Source organism: Pseudomonas sp. SGAir0191 (assembly GCF_002812565.2).
In the GTDB taxonomy this organism is placed as follows: Bacteria; Pseudomonadota; Gammaproteobacteria; order Pseudomonadales; family Pseudomonadaceae; genus Aquipseudomonas; species Aquipseudomonas parafulva_B.
Window position 1 is genome coordinate 2,718,612 of record NZ_CP025035.2, and the last position, 15,264, is coordinate 2,733,875.

The 15,264-nt window shown below is 53.8% G+C and carries 14 protein-coding genes; 9 read left to right on the forward strand and 5 right to left on the reverse strand.

The genetic code is table 11. The annotated features are described in order from the left end of the window. The first annotated feature begins 137 nt into the window (after positions 1-137). The 5 genes from CWR53_RS12145 (at position 138) to CWR53_RS12165 (ending at position 5,639) form a co-directional block, all read left to right on the forward strand. Complete coding sequence (locus CWR53_RS12145; protein WP_258313147.1) at positions 138-758, forward strand: GntR family transcriptional regulator; 621 nt, start codon at positions 138-140, stop codon at positions 756-758. Between the two features lie 248 nt (positions 759-1,006). Next, complete coding sequence (locus CWR53_RS12150; protein ID WP_100851636.1) at positions 1,007-1,753, forward strand: gluconate 2-dehydrogenase subunit 3 family protein; 747 nt, start codon at positions 1,007-1,009, stop codon at positions 1,751-1,753. Position 1,754: 1 nt separating this feature from the next. After that, positions 1,755-3,527: a GMC family oxidoreductase gene (locus CWR53_RS12155; protein ID WP_100851637.1), complete on the forward strand. Its 1,773-nt coding sequence runs from the start codon at positions 1,755-1,757 to the stop codon at positions 3,525-3,527. A gap of 14 nt (positions 3,528-3,541) precedes the next feature. Further along, complete coding sequence (locus tag CWR53_RS12160; protein ID WP_100851638.1) at positions 3,542-4,867, forward strand: cytochrome c; 1,326 nt, start codon at positions 3,542-3,544, stop codon at positions 4,865-4,867. A 517-nt stretch (positions 4,868-5,384) separates the two neighbouring features. After that, a complete protein-coding gene (locus CWR53_RS12165) occupies positions 5,385-5,639 on the forward strand; it encodes a type B 50S ribosomal protein L31 (RefSeq protein WP_100851639.1) in 255 nt (84 codons plus the stop codon). Positions 5,640-5,920: 281 nt separating this feature from the next. On the opposite strand, the gene CWR53_RS12170 is transcribed toward CWR53_RS12165, so the two are convergent. The 4 genes from CWR53_RS12170 to metC all read right to left on the reverse strand — a co-directional run bounded on the left by CWR53_RS12170 (position 5,921) and on the right by metC (position 9,396). Then, positions 5,921-6,676, reverse strand: a complete 756-nt coding sequence (locus CWR53_RS12170) for an amino acid ABC transporter ATP-binding protein (RefSeq protein ID WP_100851640.1) — start codon at positions 6,674-6,676, stop codon at positions 5,921-5,923. Continuing rightward, complete coding sequence (locus tag CWR53_RS12175; RefSeq protein WP_100851641.1) at positions 6,673-7,323, reverse strand: amino acid ABC transporter permease; 651 nt, start codon at positions 7,321-7,323, stop codon at positions 6,673-6,675. Before CWR53_RS12175 ends, CWR53_RS12170 begins: the two co-directional genes overlap by 4 nt. A 1-nt stretch (position 7,324) precedes the next feature. Beyond that, complete coding sequence (locus CWR53_RS12180) at positions 7,325-8,152, reverse strand: transporter substrate-binding domain-containing protein (protein ID WP_100851642.1); 828 nt, start codon at positions 8,150-8,152, stop codon at positions 7,325-7,327. Positions 8,153-8,241: 89 nt separating this feature from the next. Beyond that, positions 8,242-9,396, reverse strand: coding sequence for a cystathionine beta-lyase (metC, locus tag CWR53_RS12185; protein ID WP_100851643.1), 1,155 nt, complete (start codon positions 9,394-9,396; stop codon positions 8,242-8,244). Between the two features lie 106 nt (positions 9,397-9,502). Between metC and CWR53_RS12190 the strand changes: the two genes are divergently transcribed. Then, entirely contained in the window at positions 9,503-10,417 is a 915-nt protein-coding gene (locus CWR53_RS12190; RefSeq protein WP_100851644.1) for a LysR substrate-binding domain-containing protein, read from the forward strand. Positions 10,418-10,520: 103 nt separating this feature from the next. Here CWR53_RS12190 and CWR53_RS12195 read toward each other — a convergent pair whose 3' ends face one another. Beyond that, positions 10,521-11,483 carry a LysR substrate-binding domain-containing protein gene (locus CWR53_RS12195; protein ID WP_100851645.1) on the reverse strand — a complete coding sequence of 321 codons (963 nt, stop codon included), beginning with the start codon at positions 11,481-11,483 and terminating at the stop codon, positions 10,521-10,523. Positions 11,484-11,748: 265 nt separating this feature from the next. Here CWR53_RS12195 and argH point away from each other — a divergent pair, with 265 nt between their 5' ends. The 3 genes from argH to CWR53_RS23500 all read left to right on the forward strand — a co-directional run bounded on the left by argH (position 11,749) and on the right by CWR53_RS23500 (position 15,254). Further along, a complete protein-coding gene (gene argH / locus CWR53_RS12200) occupies positions 11,749-13,296 on the forward strand; it encodes an argininosuccinate lyase (RefSeq protein WP_100851646.1) in 1,548 nt (515 codons plus the stop codon). 220 nt (positions 13,297-13,516) lie between these two features. After that, a complete protein-coding gene (locus CWR53_RS12205) occupies positions 13,517-14,698 on the forward strand; it encodes an FAD-binding oxidoreductase (RefSeq protein WP_100851647.1) in 1,182 nt (393 codons plus the stop codon). Between the two features lie 271 nt (positions 14,699-14,969). After that, on the forward strand, positions 14,970-15,254 hold the full coding sequence (locus CWR53_RS23500; protein WP_100851648.1) for a winged helix-turn-helix domain-containing protein: 285 nt from the start codon (positions 14,970-14,972) through the stop codon (positions 15,252-15,254). The last annotated feature ends 10 nt before the right edge of the window (positions 15,255-15,264 follow it).

The following is a 15,264-nucleotide window of genomic DNA, read 5'->3' on the forward strand; positions in this document are numbered from 1 at the left end:
CCATAGCCTGACTCCTGCTAAAATTACTGCCCGCCTGCCCAGACGTCCGATGGTGCGCTGGCTTGCATTAATTTTGGCTGAGGTAGGTTATGTCTTCTGGTGTTTCACCCCTGGGTGAATTGGCAAGAATCGAGCGCATGCACCTGCATGACACCGTACTCGATCACTTGCGCCGGTTCGTCATCGAAGGGACGTTGAAACCAGGCATAAAAATCAATGAGCGCGAACTCTGCGAGGTGCTTGGTATTTCCCGTACGCCGCTACGAGAGGCGCTCAAAGTACTCGCCATGGAAGGCCTCATTGAACTCAGGCCTAACCGCGGTGCCCGCGTCGCACAGATGAGCGATGTCGAAATACGCGAAACGTTCGAACTCATGAGTGGCATCGAGGCCTTCAACGGTCAGCTCGCCTGTGAGCGCATCACCGACAGTGAAGTTCAGACCATACGCTCACTGCACTTCCAGATGCTTCAAGCCAAAGCCAGTGATGACCTGTCACTGTATTTCGAAAAGAATGCAGCCATTCATGATGCCATCAGCCTCGCCGCTCGCAATGAAACGCTGAGGAAGACCTACCTCACGCTCAATCGCAAAATCCAGGCCGTGCGCTATCTCTCCAACCGCACAGAGGAGAAGTGGGAACGCGCTATTCACGATCATGAAGCAATGATCGACGCACTTGAAAAACGCGATGGGGAGCGCCTGCAGGCCATCCTGCGCAATCACGTTCTTGACGCGGGCGGCCTGCCACGCATCTGAGGCAACGCCCTCCGGCAGCTACGGCTGCCCCTGCACTCCCCTCCACGCAGCATCCCCAATCTCGCGCTCATTCCACCTGAATCTCCTGGCCCCGTGCCGGGTGCGCTCATGCGCCCGAAATAAGGCCGATCGAAGCGCGGCACCACTCCAGGCCTAGACGCATTTTATATTTTGAATGCAGAATACCAAGATGATGAGCAAATTGCCCATCATTTGCTCTACCCATTCATGCCTGAGAGGTCACCCTCGTGAGCCAACAAGACCAAGAAAAACCCTATGAATCGAGGCGAGCGTTCTTCAAGAAAACGTTGACGCTGATACCGCTGACGGTCATCGCCAGCCAAGTACCTGGCCTGGCCGATGCCACGCCGGCTGCAGACAACCCCGTAAAGGCAACTGAGCGCGACTCGGCCAAAGCCTACTCGCCACTCTTTTTCAATGAGATCGAATGGGCATTCATCAATGCGGCGTGCGCCCGGCTGATCCCACAGGATGAACTGGGGGCAGGCGCGATCGAAGCGGGTGTTCCCGAGTTTATCGATCGACATATGCAAAGCAGCTATGCGGCAGGTGATATCTGGTATCTGCAAGGCCCTTACTACGACGCAGGTCCGGAATTTGGTTATCAAGGCAAACTGCCGCCGCGCGACATCCTGCGTGTCGGCATTTCTGCCCTAAACGCCTGGTGCCAGAAAGAACACGCTGGCAAGCGCTTCAGTGAACTGTCCGCCCCTGAACAGGACGGCATTCTCAAACGCGTCGAAGCCGGTGAGATCAAGACCGAGGGCGTACCTGCCAAGGTGTTCTTCACGCACCTGCTGAACGAAACCCTGTTCGGCTTCTTCTCCGACCCGCAGTACGGCGGGAATAAAGACATGGTGGGTTGGAAGCTGGTGGGTTACCCAGGCGTTCGCGCCGATTTCATGGACTGGGTCGAGCAAACGTCGAAGCCCTACCCGTTGCCGCCTGTAAGCATGTCTGGTCGTAGAGGTTGATATGGCAATACAAGAAAAAGTCGATGCCGTGATCGTAGGCATGGGTTGGACCGGTGCGATCCTCGCCAAAGAGCTGACCGATGCTGGCCTTAAAGTCGTCGCCCTAGAGCGGGGTGCCGACCGGGATACCTATCCTGATTTCGTCTACCCGAAGGTCAATGACGAGCTGGCAGGGTCAGTACATCGCAAATACCTGCAAAGCCTGAGCAAGGAAAGCCTGACGATCCGCCACAACATGTCCCAGCGCGCCGTCCCCTATCGCCAGATGGGCTCCTTCAAACCCGGTGATGGGGTGGGAGGGGCCGGCACGCACTGGTCTGGCTGCCATTTTCGGGCGCTACCCGAAGACTTCAACCTGCGGTCCAACTACGAAAGCCGCTATGGCAAAGCCTTCATTCCCAAAGAAATGACCATTCAGGACTTCCCCGTGACCTATGCGGAACTGGAGCCGCATTTCGATCATTTCGAACAAGTCTGTGGTACCGCCGGCCAGGCAGGCATCATCAACGGGCTGCCCATCACCGGCGGCAACCCGTTCGAGGGCTCTCGCAGCAGGCACTTCCCTTTAGCGGCCAACCCTGATTACCTGGGCGGAAAAGCCTTCGCGAAAGCCGCCAAGGATTTCGGCTACCACCCCTACCCCATCCCAGCATCGAACGCGTCTGGCCCCTACAAGAACCCATACGGGTGTCAACTCGGCCCGTGCAACTTCTGCGGTTTCTGCAGCGACTACGGATGCTTGAACTACTCCAAGGCCAGCCCAAACGCCTGCATCTTGCCGGTATTGCGCCAGCGCAGAAATTTCGAGCTCAGGCCCAACTCGCAAGTACTCCAGGTCGAACTGGATAGCGACAAGAAGAAAGCAACGGGTGTTACCTACCTGGACGCCTCAGGACATGAGCAGACGCAGCCAGCGGACCTTGTGATCCTCGCAGCGTTCTCTTACCTCAACGTCCACCTCATGCTGCTCTCGGGTATTGGCAAACCTTACGACCCGCAAACTGGCAAAGGCGTGGTAGGCAAGAATTACACCTATCAGAACCTGACGCGCATGACGTTGTTCTTCGACAAAAGCGTGCAAGGAAACCCATTCATCGGCATCGGGGGTGCGGGACAAGTCATCGACGATTTCAACGGCAACCAGATCGACAATGCCAAGTTAGGGTATCTGGGCGGTAGTGTGTTGTGGGCACGCCAACCAGGCGGCGGTCCGGTGCGCGGCATCAGCTTGCCACCTGGTAGCCCAAAATGGGGCAGTGGCTGGAAGAAAGCGGCACAGGACAATTTCCGTCACCAGTTCTATTGGGAAGTCCAAGGGGCCAACATGGCTTATCAGGACTGCTACCTCGACCTCGACCCCACCTACAAGGATGCCTTCGGCCGCCCAATGCTGAGGATGACATTCGACTGGAAGGAAAACGAAATCAGAGCCAACCAGTACATGGTCGGCAAGCTTGAGGAAATGGCCCGTAGTCTCAACCCACTGGCAATCTCGGCGGACGCAAAGAAACCAGGCGAGCACTACAACACCACACGCTATCAAAGCACCCATACCTGCGGTGGCGCCATCATGGGCGACAACCCGATGACCAGCGCAGTCAATCGCTACCTTCAGTCGTGGGACGTGCCCAATGTCTTTGTCATGGGGGCATGCGTCTTCCCACAGAACAACGGATACAACCCGACCGGCATGGTAGGCGCCCTGGCCTACTGGTCGGCCAAGGCGATCCGGGAACAATACTTGAAGGCTCCAGGCCCTCTGGTGCAAGCATGAGGAGCCTTGCCGAGATGAACATTCGACTCTCATTGTCGGTCGCTCTACTTGCGGCGGCTCCGGCACTCTGGGCTGAAGACTACAAAAGCCCGGAGCTGATCAAACAGGGCGAATACCTGGCACGCGCCGGGGACTGTGTGGCTTGCCATACTGCAAAAGGCGGTAAGCCTTATGCAGGAGGCCTGTCAATGGCCACCCCGATCGGCACGATCTTCGCCACCAACATCACGCCCGACCCAGAGACCGGCATCGGGCGATACTCCCTCGAAGACTTCGATAAAGCGGTGCGTCACGGCATCGCGAAAGACGGGTATACGCTCTACCCGGCGATGCCCTACCCCTCCTACGCCAAGGTCACGGATGACGACCTGAAAGCGCTCTATGCATTCTTCATGAATGGCGTTGAGCCTGTCGTTCAAGCGAACCGGGAGAGCGAAATCCCTTGGCCGTTGTCCATGCGATGGCCGCTGAGTATCTGGCGTACGTTGTTTGCGCCAGAGGTTCAGGCAAGCGCTGCGGCTGGGCCGTTGAACTATGAGAATGCGCAAATCGCCCGTGGTGCGTATCTGGTTCAGGGGCTTGGTCACTGTGGCAGCTGTCATACACCACGCGCCCTGACGCTTCAGGAAAAATCGTTGGATGAACGAGATCCGACCTATCTTGCAGGAGGCCAGGTCATCGATGGCTGGGTTGCCATCAGCCTGCGCGGCAATGCCCCGGACGGCTTGGGAGGGTGGAGCGAAGAAGACATCGTGCAAACACTGCGCAACGGTCGCAATGCGCATTTCTCGTCCATAGGCGCCATGAACGATGTCATTCAGCACAGCGGGCAATACTTGACCGATCAAGACCTGGCCGCCATCGCCTTGTACTTGAAGTCGCTTCCACCCACCGCAGGATCCAGCCAGGTAGCATTCGAGCCGAACGACACGACAGCTAAGGCGCTCTGGTCTGGCGAATCGCCAAACCGTGGCGCCGAGATCTACGTGGACAACTGCGCGGCGTGCCACCGTACCGATGGCCAAGGCTACAAGGAGGTGTTCCCACGGCTGGCAGGCAATCCATCGGTGCTTTCCGAGGATCCAAGCTCAATGATCCGGGTCATATTGAGTGGAAGCAGATTGCCTTCCACGCAACAAGCGCCCTCCGACCTTGCCATGCCTGATTTTGCTTGGCGATTGGACGATCATGAAGCAGCAGAACTTGTTTCGTTCATCCGCAACAGCTGGGGCAACAAAGCACCAGCAGTGACGACGGATGCGGTCAGCAAGGTGCGGGAAACGATCGCTGAAGAGCACCGTGTGCTGGTCAGCGACGCTCAAAAGAATGTGAAACATTGAGTGCAAGGTAGGAGCTATTTCGGTGGCTCCTACCTGACGCTACGTATACCCGACAAAAGCAGCGGCCCGATAATTAACTGATGGTGAGCGTTCGCCCTCAGTGAAAAGCCTTATACCGAATCGCGCTTCGGTACATTCGTATCAGCGACCGATTCGGGGGGCTGGTCATAATCGCTGGTGACTTCCGCCGCCCCATCACAGCAGGACGCTGTCCAATCGTGGCGCCTCCGTGGGCCAAACCTGACCCCATCAACTCACAGCTGCAGGCCTCGATTGATACCGTGTAGCAGTGCCTAGAAGCCTCGTGCTCCGCCAAGATCCATTAACCAGCCATCTCGCCAGGCTAAGCGACGCCAGTCTATCTTGGAGCGCTTGCATTGCGCCCAAGGTTATCCACTACTCTCAAAAAGCCGTTCGCCAGGTGACCATACCCCAGGCAAGACAGAGAACTGGACAAACCAAGAAATGAGAGTCATTATCTCAATTGTTACTTTATATCATATCACAGGAATTCGTCATGAAAGCCGGCATCCACCCAACCTACAGACCCGTTCTTTTTCACGATGTATCCGCTAACGCCTTCTGGCTCATCGGCTCGACAATCGACACGGATAAGACCTTCGAACACAGCGACGGCATCACCTATCCGTACGTAACCCTGGACGTCTCCAGCGCCTCACACCCTGTCTACACCGGCCAAGAGCGCAAGGCAAAATCCGAAGGTCGCGTCGCAGGCTTCAACAAGCGCTTCGCAGCTTTTACCAGTAAGTAAGTCGCCTTACTCAGCAGCGATGCGACTCTGGAACCTCACGAGCAAGCTGCCATGCCCTGCCTGCTCAGTGTCGCTTTGACGTGAAATCCGTCTGACCGCACGACGAGCAATTTGTAGCAGACATGAATCGGGGCTGCTTTTAGCGATCGCGATCCCTTGGGCACTCGAAAGCACATATCCTGCCCCTGCTTGATATTTCAATGCCGACGACGCAATCAGGGGCCGCCCTACAATCACTAGGCTTTGAGTGGCCCCTGATCTCGCGCATTTACGTAGTGATGTCAGTATCGGCAGAGAAACTTCTGGATCCGCTCATTAGGACTGTTAAAGAAGCTCTCCGGTGGCTCATCTGCCACCACAACACCATGCTCCATGAACACGATCCTATCAGCAGCCTCACGAGCAAAACGAAGCTCGTGAGTTACCACCAGCATGGTCATCCCTGAACTAGCCAATGACCTCATGACCGATAGGACTTCATCTCGGAGTTCTGGATCCAGCGCAGATGTGGGCTCATCGAAGAAGATTACCTCCGGTTCCATTGCCAGGCCGCGCGCTATTGCCACCCGCTGCTTCTGTCCTCCAGACAGCTTTGCCGGATAGCTCTGTTCTTTGTTTTCTAGACCTACCTTTGCGAGCAATGTCCGCGCACGCTCATAAGCCTCAGCTTTTGCGATTTTCTTGATACTGATGAGACCCTCGGCCACATTTTGCAGAGCCGTCATGTGCGGAAAGAGGTTGAAGGATTGAAAGACCATCGCGGTTTTGCGTCTGAGCAACTTGACCTGGCGCTTGGACTCGCTATCGAGCTTACCGTCAACTCCAACTTCAACGCGATGACCACAGACTTCGAGGCGCCCTCCGTCCGGCCTCTCCAACAAGTTGAGCGAACGCAGCAATGTGGTTTTACCCGAACCGGATGGGCCCAGAATTATCACAACCTCGCCGCTGTTCACCTCGAGGTCAATCTGCTGAAGAACATTCAGCGTGCCAAACGACTTACGCAGGCCACTTACACGTATTTTTGGATTGTTCATCGCATGTGCCTCGTCCAGCGACCTTCCAGCCAAGTTTGTAGAATTGTCAGTAGCTGATTGACTACCCAGTACATGGCGCCAACCATCACGAACATCTCCATGTACTTGAACGTAGCAGCACCTACTTGCTCCGCCACGCGAGTAAGTTCCATAACAGTGATCGTGGAAGCCAGTGACGTGTCTTTAATGAGCGCAATCAGCCGGCTACCCATAGGCGGCAGCGCAATCCGGAATGCCTGTGGAAGAATGATTCTACGTAAACAAACCCAGTAACTCATGCTCATGGAGTCCGCAGCCTCCCACTGGCCAGAATCGACAGAGTTGATACCTGAGCGAAAGATTTCGCTCAGGTAGGCGGCTGCGAACAAACTTAGTGCAATCAAGGCGGAGGGTATCGGGCTTACGACAACTCCGTAATGGGGTAGACCAAAGTAGATCAGCAGCATCTGTACTAGCAGCGGAGTGCCGCGAAAGATAGAAACATAAGCGAATGCAATGGTTCGTAGCATCCGAATTTGGGAGTTTCTTAGCAGCGCGATAGCGAGACCCAGCACACAGCCAAGCACGAACGAGACAAAGCCTAAACCCAGCGTCATTACAAATGCCGTCTGCAGTAGAGGCAGTGAACGAAGGAACAGATCCCACATTTCAATTTTCCTCGGCAAGCTCAGCCAGTGCAGCATCGATGCCTTTGGTCATGTGGTAATCCGTTCCGATCCATTTGGCAGAATATGCGTCAATCGTGCCGTCGTTCACCATGCTGACGATCGCGCTGCTGATGGCATCTCGTAGAGAATCCTTACCTTTCGCGACGACGGGTGCAGATAACTGATAAGTCAGCGGCTCGCCGACCGCCTTGATCGGTAGATTGTTTGTTTTTTTGAATTTTTCGCCTCCGAACAGAGAAGAGAGCACCCCGTCAACTCGGCCAATGGCTAAATCGTTGAACAGTAGACCGCCATTCTCATAGGCCCGAATATCGGACGACATCATGTGCTTGCGGGCCCACGTTTCATTGCTACTGCCTGAAGTCACGCCTACAGAATTTCCAGGCATGTCTCTTATGCTTTTAATGGAGTCGTTGTTCTCTTTGACAAAGATGTAAAACTGCTCGACTCCATACGGGCTTGCAAAATCGACTTGCTTGCGACGCTCTTCGGTGGGTGTCACATCGTTCATGACCACATCGTATTTATCTGTTTTCAACCCTTCGACAAAATTTTTAAAACTGTCCGCCACGAACTCGACTTTCGACACCCCTATACGCCTTGCCACTTCTTTTGCAATGGCAACATCATAGCCAGCAGCATTATTGTCCTCCCCCAAGTAACTCCAAGGCGGACTGGACTGGGTATTAGCGATTCGAATGACACCACGCTCTTTAATGACCTTCAACGAGTCTTCAGCATAAGCACTCATAGATGTGCCGAACAACATCGCAACACACAAAACCACACACGTAGTGAACTGCTTCATTAATGTTCATCCTATATTATAGTGCAGAAACTCTTCTGCTTATGGCAGGATTAAATTTCATCGCAATCTAAACCCTTGCGAGATTTGCATCAATACAGTATGCGGGAATACGCAGCAAGCGCCTGCTGAAGGTCTTCCCTTAGGAGCTCTTCGTCTTCAAGCCCGATGGATACGCGGATAATGGATTGCGCGGTAGGCGAGAAGCGCCTCGCGGCCTGTTGGCTTGCTGGGTAATACGCAATCAGACTGTGGGTGCCCCCCCAACTTGCACCAATTGGAAACTTTTTCAATGCGTTGAAGAACACGCCAAATTGTTCCTCACTAGCAGGGGCTTGCAGTACAAGCGAAAACAAACAACCGGGGCCTTTGAAATGCTTCTTCCAGATCTCATGCCCAGAATGGCTTTCTAGCGGGGGATACAATACCTCCTTGACTACGGGCACCGTCTCCAACCATCTCGCAATGCGCAGCGCTTTTTGCCCCTGCTCCTTCAAGCGCAATGCGTAGGTCTGCAACCCTCGTTCGACCAAGAAGCAATCATCAGGGCTTACAGCTTGACCGAAAATGCTTTGCGCCTCCCGAAGCATACCGTAGAGCTCGAAGTTATCGAGGCTGACGCTTCCCATCAGGACATCAGAGTGGCCGCTGAAATACTTAGTAGCTGCTTGAACAACAAAATCTACACCGTGCTCAATGGCCCGGAAGAACAAAGGGCTGGCCCAGGTGTTGTCCAGCATGGTCAGCACCCCATGACGCTTGGCGATTTCGGTGATCGCAGGAATGTCCTGCATCTCCATCGTGACAGTGCCTGGCGCTTCCATGCAGATCATCTTGGTATTGGGGCGTATCAGGGCTTCGATTTCAGCATCAATCGTGGGCGGATAAAACTCTACGTCCACACCCATGTAAGCAAGCCACTGCCGACAGAAGGTTTTGAGCGAGCCATAGCATGACTCCGAGACTAAAAGATGATCCCCTGCCCTGACACAGGCCATGACCGTCGTGATCAGGGCCGATGCCCCAGAAGGCATGAGCACGCAGTGCTTTGCGCCTTCAAGATCTGCGATTCGACGCTCAAGGCCGCGAGCAGTTGGGGTGCCGGTTATACCGTAACTGTAGCCGTCGGGTTGACGTTCTTTACGAGAGACGAAGTCTTCAAAGGTGTCGAAGACGACTGTGGACCCTCGCCAGACTGTGGGTGATAGGCTAGCGAATGGGTTTCCAGCGTGATCCATGTACTTCATTGAACGCGCCCTGCGATATCAATTTGGGTGGATCATCTTGCGATAGGGGAAACGGTGTGGCTATATTTAGAATTATTAAAACAATAAGCAAAGGTTATAGCTTCCGATGAATCTCCGCGAAATCGAGGCCTTCAGGGTTGTCATGAATGCTGGCAGCACTAGCAAAGCAGCCAGCATGCTGGGCGTTTCCCAACCGGCAGTCAGCCAGGCCATTCGAAAGCTGGAAAGCAATGCAGGATTCGCGCTATTTCATCGCATCCGTGGGCGCCTGGTACCCACCCAGGAAGCCCAAGCCTTGATGGTCGATGTCGACAGAGTTTTCGTGGGCATGGAAGCCATCGAGCATCGTATGAAAAGCTTGCGAAACTACGGCACAGATCGTCTAACGATTGCTGCGCACCCCGCACTAGGAAACGCCTTCATACCTCGTGCACTGGCCAGCTTCGATCTACCGGCTCGAAACCTGCGCGTATCCATGAAGGTTCTGAGCAGCCGGGAGGTTCATCAGGAGGTATCGTCCGGGCAATGCGATTTTGGGCTGATGGCTGATGAGATGCCGGTGATGGGACTGGAGCACTCAGCGTTTCTCGACGTGCCTGGGGTGATTGTGATGGCGAAGGGGCATCCCTTGGCGCGTAAAACCGTGATCAACCCGACAGACTTGGCAGACCATGATTTTCTCGCCCTGAATCCGGAGGATAGCAGCCGGCAGCGACTGGAAGAAACATTGCAAGCCGCTGGCATCGCGCTTAACGTCCGGATCGAAACGCCCTATGGACACGCCATTTGTGAGTTGGCGCTTCGGGGAGTGGGAATCGGATTTGTAAGTCCCATTTCCGTGGTCGATTATCTGGATCGAGGGCTGGAGGTAAGGCGATTCGGGATCGACGTTAAATTCAGTAGCTTGCTGTTGTTCCGCCCCGGCATGCCGCTGGCAGAAAACTCGAAGAAACTCATTTCCAACCTAAGAATCCAGCTGAAGAAGGACTTAAACACGGTACAAAGCCGTTTACGAACGTAACCCTTCTCCACCCTAGAAGCTTTCATCGCCGCTGGTAAGTCTATCGGTCGCGGTAGAAACGACAGTCACCTGTCTGCGGCAGGTTCTTATAAGAAATCACGGCCTAAGAAGCCAAAACAGATAGTAAATCGTTCGTTTGCTCCGCCTGCTCATGGCAAAATGAAATGAACGCCTCGACCACTTGATCCGACGCCCTGTCCGGGCGCTGTCGAATAACATAGTGCCATGCACTCTTCTGCACCAGCTCGGGTTTCAATACGACGAGCCGGCCACTCGAAATCTCATCCAGAATCAATGGCGTCCTGCCTAAGGCGATACCCGCGCCAGATACGGCAGCGGCGACAATAGCACTCATGCCGTTCAGGATGAGCGGTTCTCTCCAAGGCGCATCAGCCATCCCGAGCCTTGAGCGCCAATGAGTCCAAGAGGTTTCAGGACTTGAAACATGTTTTTCAACGATCAGACGATGATCGTTGAAAAAGTTGATACTCGCGCTCTTGGGCTTCTTGATCAACGCGGGACTGCAGATTGGCATAATGTACTCATCCATCCATTGGATATCACCTTGCGCCCGATGATAGGGACCACCATCTTTGAGATGAAGCACAGCCAAATCAATATCCTTGGCTTTCCAAGCAGGATTCTGATTCGTGTGCAAATTGACTTCCACATCGACGTATGGATGCAGATCCATGAACGCCCCCAGCCGAGAAGACAGCCACAATGCTGAGAAAGATGCGCTCACGGATAATCTCAGCACTCTGCGCGCCCCTGAAACCGCCTGGACACGTGTCGCACGGCAAGCTGCCTCCAACGAACGCAGAGACTTTTTGACCTCCAATAGCAGGGACAACCCAATCTCCGTTGGCTCTGCACGGGCAAATGCACCTCCGCGCTTGAGCAAAGTCGCGCCCAAATCTGCCTCCAAGGCTTTGATCTGATGGCTGATCGCACTCTTTGTGACATGCAGCTCTTCAGCAGCAAGGGCCATGCTCCCCAGCCGTGCTACAGCTTCAAAGGCACGCAGTGCGGATAAAGCTGGCATGTGAGTTGAAATTTTTTTCATCGTATAGATTCCTTCAACCCCCGGTTAAATATAAATCGCTTTTCCGTCAGAAAAATCAAATATAGCGTAGGAAGTGAGCCGATGACAAAGCTTACAACAAGACGCCCTACCAAAACAAAATATTCCGACCTAGGACCAGGCAGACTATTCGCCAGATCGCTGCACATCTAACAGTTACTCGTGGTCAATTTTGGAAGACGGCACTCCCGTCACCCACCTGAAACTCAACGCGACAATTAACCCCCTACAACAACAAGAGACTTCAATGCCTTTAGCAAACAGATCAATCATTGCCATTTCGCTTCTTTTGGCCGTCGGGAGCACGTACGCCGATATGAAACAGGATGCAAGCCGCATTGGAAGAACTTCCGTTCCGAAAGCTCCTGGGTTTCAGAAGCTCTACGAATTTGACGCTGCGGCAAAAACGCTGCCTGAAGCCACGTTCCCCTTCGAAGTGACCGTTCACCGTGCGCACGTACTGATGCTTGCGGAACAAGGCATTGTGACAAAGCCGGATGCGGCTAAGATTCTTGCGGGCCTAACAAAGGTCGACGCAATGGCTGAGAAGAATCCTGAACTAAAAAACTATCTCTCCTATGAAGCAGCGCTCATACAGGAAATAGGTCCAGTCGCTGGCCGAATGCACACAGGCCGTAGCCGCAACGACCTTGCCAACACGGTAAACAGAATGTTCTATCGTGACCAACTTAATCAAATTATCGAAGCCCTTATTCACTTCCGCATTGTTCTTATCAAAAAAGCGGAGGAAAACAAGAATACCGTAATGGTGGTATATACCCACCGCAAAGAGGCACAGCCCATTACGCTGGGTCATTACCTCATGGCCGTATCCGAAAACCTTGGTAAAGCGATCACTCGATACGAAGAGCTTTATGCGCGCATGAATCAATCGCCCTTAGGTGCTGCCGCATCGGCAGGGACTGGATGGCCATTGAATCGCGAAAGAACTGCTGACTTACTAGGCTTTCAAGGCTTGATTATCAATACTATCGAAGGTACAGCAGGCTGGGATCACATCACTGAATTTGCAGCTGACAATGCTATGTACCTGAGCACTCTGAGTCGCCTGGGTTCCGAAATTCAGCTCTGGACTACGGACGAATATCGGTCGGCCGAACTGGACTCGGCTTACGCCGGCATCAGCAGCATCATGCCGCAGAAGAAAAACCCTGACTCCATCGAGCGCACACGAGCAATCGCAAGTAACAGCGTAGGTGCCCTGACCTCGATCCTCACATCTTTGAACTCCATTGAGTATCAGCACAGCGTCGCCCGGGTGCCGCTGGAGCCCCGCTCCCTGGACGCCCTGCTGGCCGCAACGGCAGCGATGACGGGAGTGGTAGAAACCCTCCACCCCAACAAGAGTCAAATGCTCAAATATGCTGCACAAAACTACTCCACCATGACGGACGTGGCTGATGTGATTGTTCGCGAAAGTGGGATTGATTTCCGCGAAGCGCATGAAGTGATGGCAGGCGTCGTCAACACCGCGCTGGACAAGGGACTGACAGCTGATCAAATAGACTTGTCCATCATCCAGGAAGTCGCCAAGTCAAGGCTTGGGCATACGCTTAAGCTCTCTCAGGCCGCATTGCTCGAAGCCCTGGATCCAATTAAAAACGTTGCACGCCGGAATGGCATAGGGGGGCCTGCTCCGGAAGCGGTTCAGAAGATGATTGATCAGCAGCGCATGGAGATCAGTGAACAAGTAATACGGGAGCGGGCACGTATCGATAAGCTGGAGACCGCTCGTAAAAAACTGGATACCGCTGTTAGTCAAGTTTCCAGTTAAACGAACCTTAGGATTACACGTGGCTTTGGAGCTCTCCTGAGGAGGTGCTCCAAAGAGGCCGCACATTTGATGCACAGTGGTTGTGAGCCGATTGAGGCCTGACAAACGAGGCTGACGGCCTCAGAACGCTATTCATGGCGCACTCAAGCTAACGGGGTCAGCGCATCCCTTATCTGTAAGCGATCACTCTGCTTAGAAACTCCACGTCCGAGGAAAAGTTATGAAACCGAAGATTGGTGTCATGGGGGCCGGAGTGATCGGCCTATCAGTTGCTCGTGAGCTTGCACTCAAAGGTGCGCAGGTGACGCTCTTTGAATCTGAATTTGTAGGAGGTGGAACCAGTTCGACCACTTACGCGTGGATCAACTCGAATGGAAAGTCCCCTTTGGGCTACCACCATTTGAACGTGGAAGGCATGAGGGAGCACCGACGCCTTCAAGAGCAGAACTCTGGTCGCGCAACCTGGCTTCACGAATGCGGGACGCTAGAGTGGGCAACGGATAGCGAGGCAATCAAGCGGTTGACTGCCCGAGCACTTTCGCTGCAGAGCAAGGAATACCCTGCTCATCTACTCAGCATCAATGAGATGAAGCGCCTCATTCCAGAGCTTATACCACCTGCAAGCGATATCCCGGTATGGAGCTTCCCTACGGAAGCAGTGCTTTTTCCAACTATTTTTCTCGCATTCTTGCGTAGCGAGCTTGAGCGCCTCGGCGTGACGATTTACGAGCGTCATCAGATCACAGACATCACAGAGTATAGAGAAGGTGTATCGCTGAAGATCAATCAAAGCGGTAGTTGGGAGGGTGACTTCATGGTCAGTGCCGTCGGACGGTGGACTGCATCAGTGCTAGGCAAGGCCAACATCCAAATTGCAATGATCGATGCCGACCAGGCCGGGAAGATCGGATGTAGCTTCCTGGGATACACCACCCCGGCTCAAATCCAATTGCGCTCAAACCTTATAACTTCCGAACTCAACATACGCCCGGATGGAGGTGGAAGATTGCTTCTGCAGGCTCCGGATCTTGACCACGCTGCCGACCCGAAAATGATTAACAACCTCGACGGCGATGTGGGACGGGAGCTGCTAGCGCGACTTGGCCGTGTCTTCCATAACACTCGAGAGGTGCGCCTTGAACGTCTGCTTGTGGGGCAACGCTGCCGTCCAGCTGATGGGTTGCCTGCCATAGGTTATGTCTCAGGTCACAAGCGACTGTATGTGATAGCAACGCATAGCGGTATGACCTTGGCACCCGTGCTGGGAAAACTCGCTGCACAAGAGCTGATTGAGGGTGAGCGCTCGCCCTTACTGAAAGGCTTCACACCGAATCGACTGATGGGCAAGACGAGTAGCGATTTCAAGCCTATCGAGACGATCCATTTCCCTGCCGCCCAATAGGTAGTACGAGCGACAGGTTTCTGAATGCAGCATGCCAGCTTCCAGTGACGCAACTGGCGGCTGGCACCTGGATTCCGGTCATGCGCTGCACTGCCCAAAACCGCTTGCCAGCGCTATATAGCCAAAAGTAACCAAACCGTCCGTTGAATTCAGCATTGCACACAGTATAGCATGCCACGTCTTGAGTACAGTAAGCGTGCGATTGAAGGTGAACAGCGAGCCTGGCGGTAATACAGTAATTCTGGCTATAAATTCGAATTGTGGCCAAGTAATGTCGTTAAATGTGCCTGAACATGAAATTGCATGCGACGGAGTCAGGTGTGCCCTAAAAGCCACCCCCTGTCGATTACTTCAGCTACTACTGGAAAATGCAGAACAGATTGTCAGCCGTAGAACAATCTACAAAACCATCTGGGGTTATGATTTCGATCCAGGAACGAAGATTATTGAAGTTCAGGTTCATTACCTGCGAGGCGTTCTGGCGGGATTGAAATCTGCTTTCGAAATCAGGACCCACCGCGGCAAGGGAATCAGCCTGCAGAGCAGCGTACGCTGAACCACTCTGC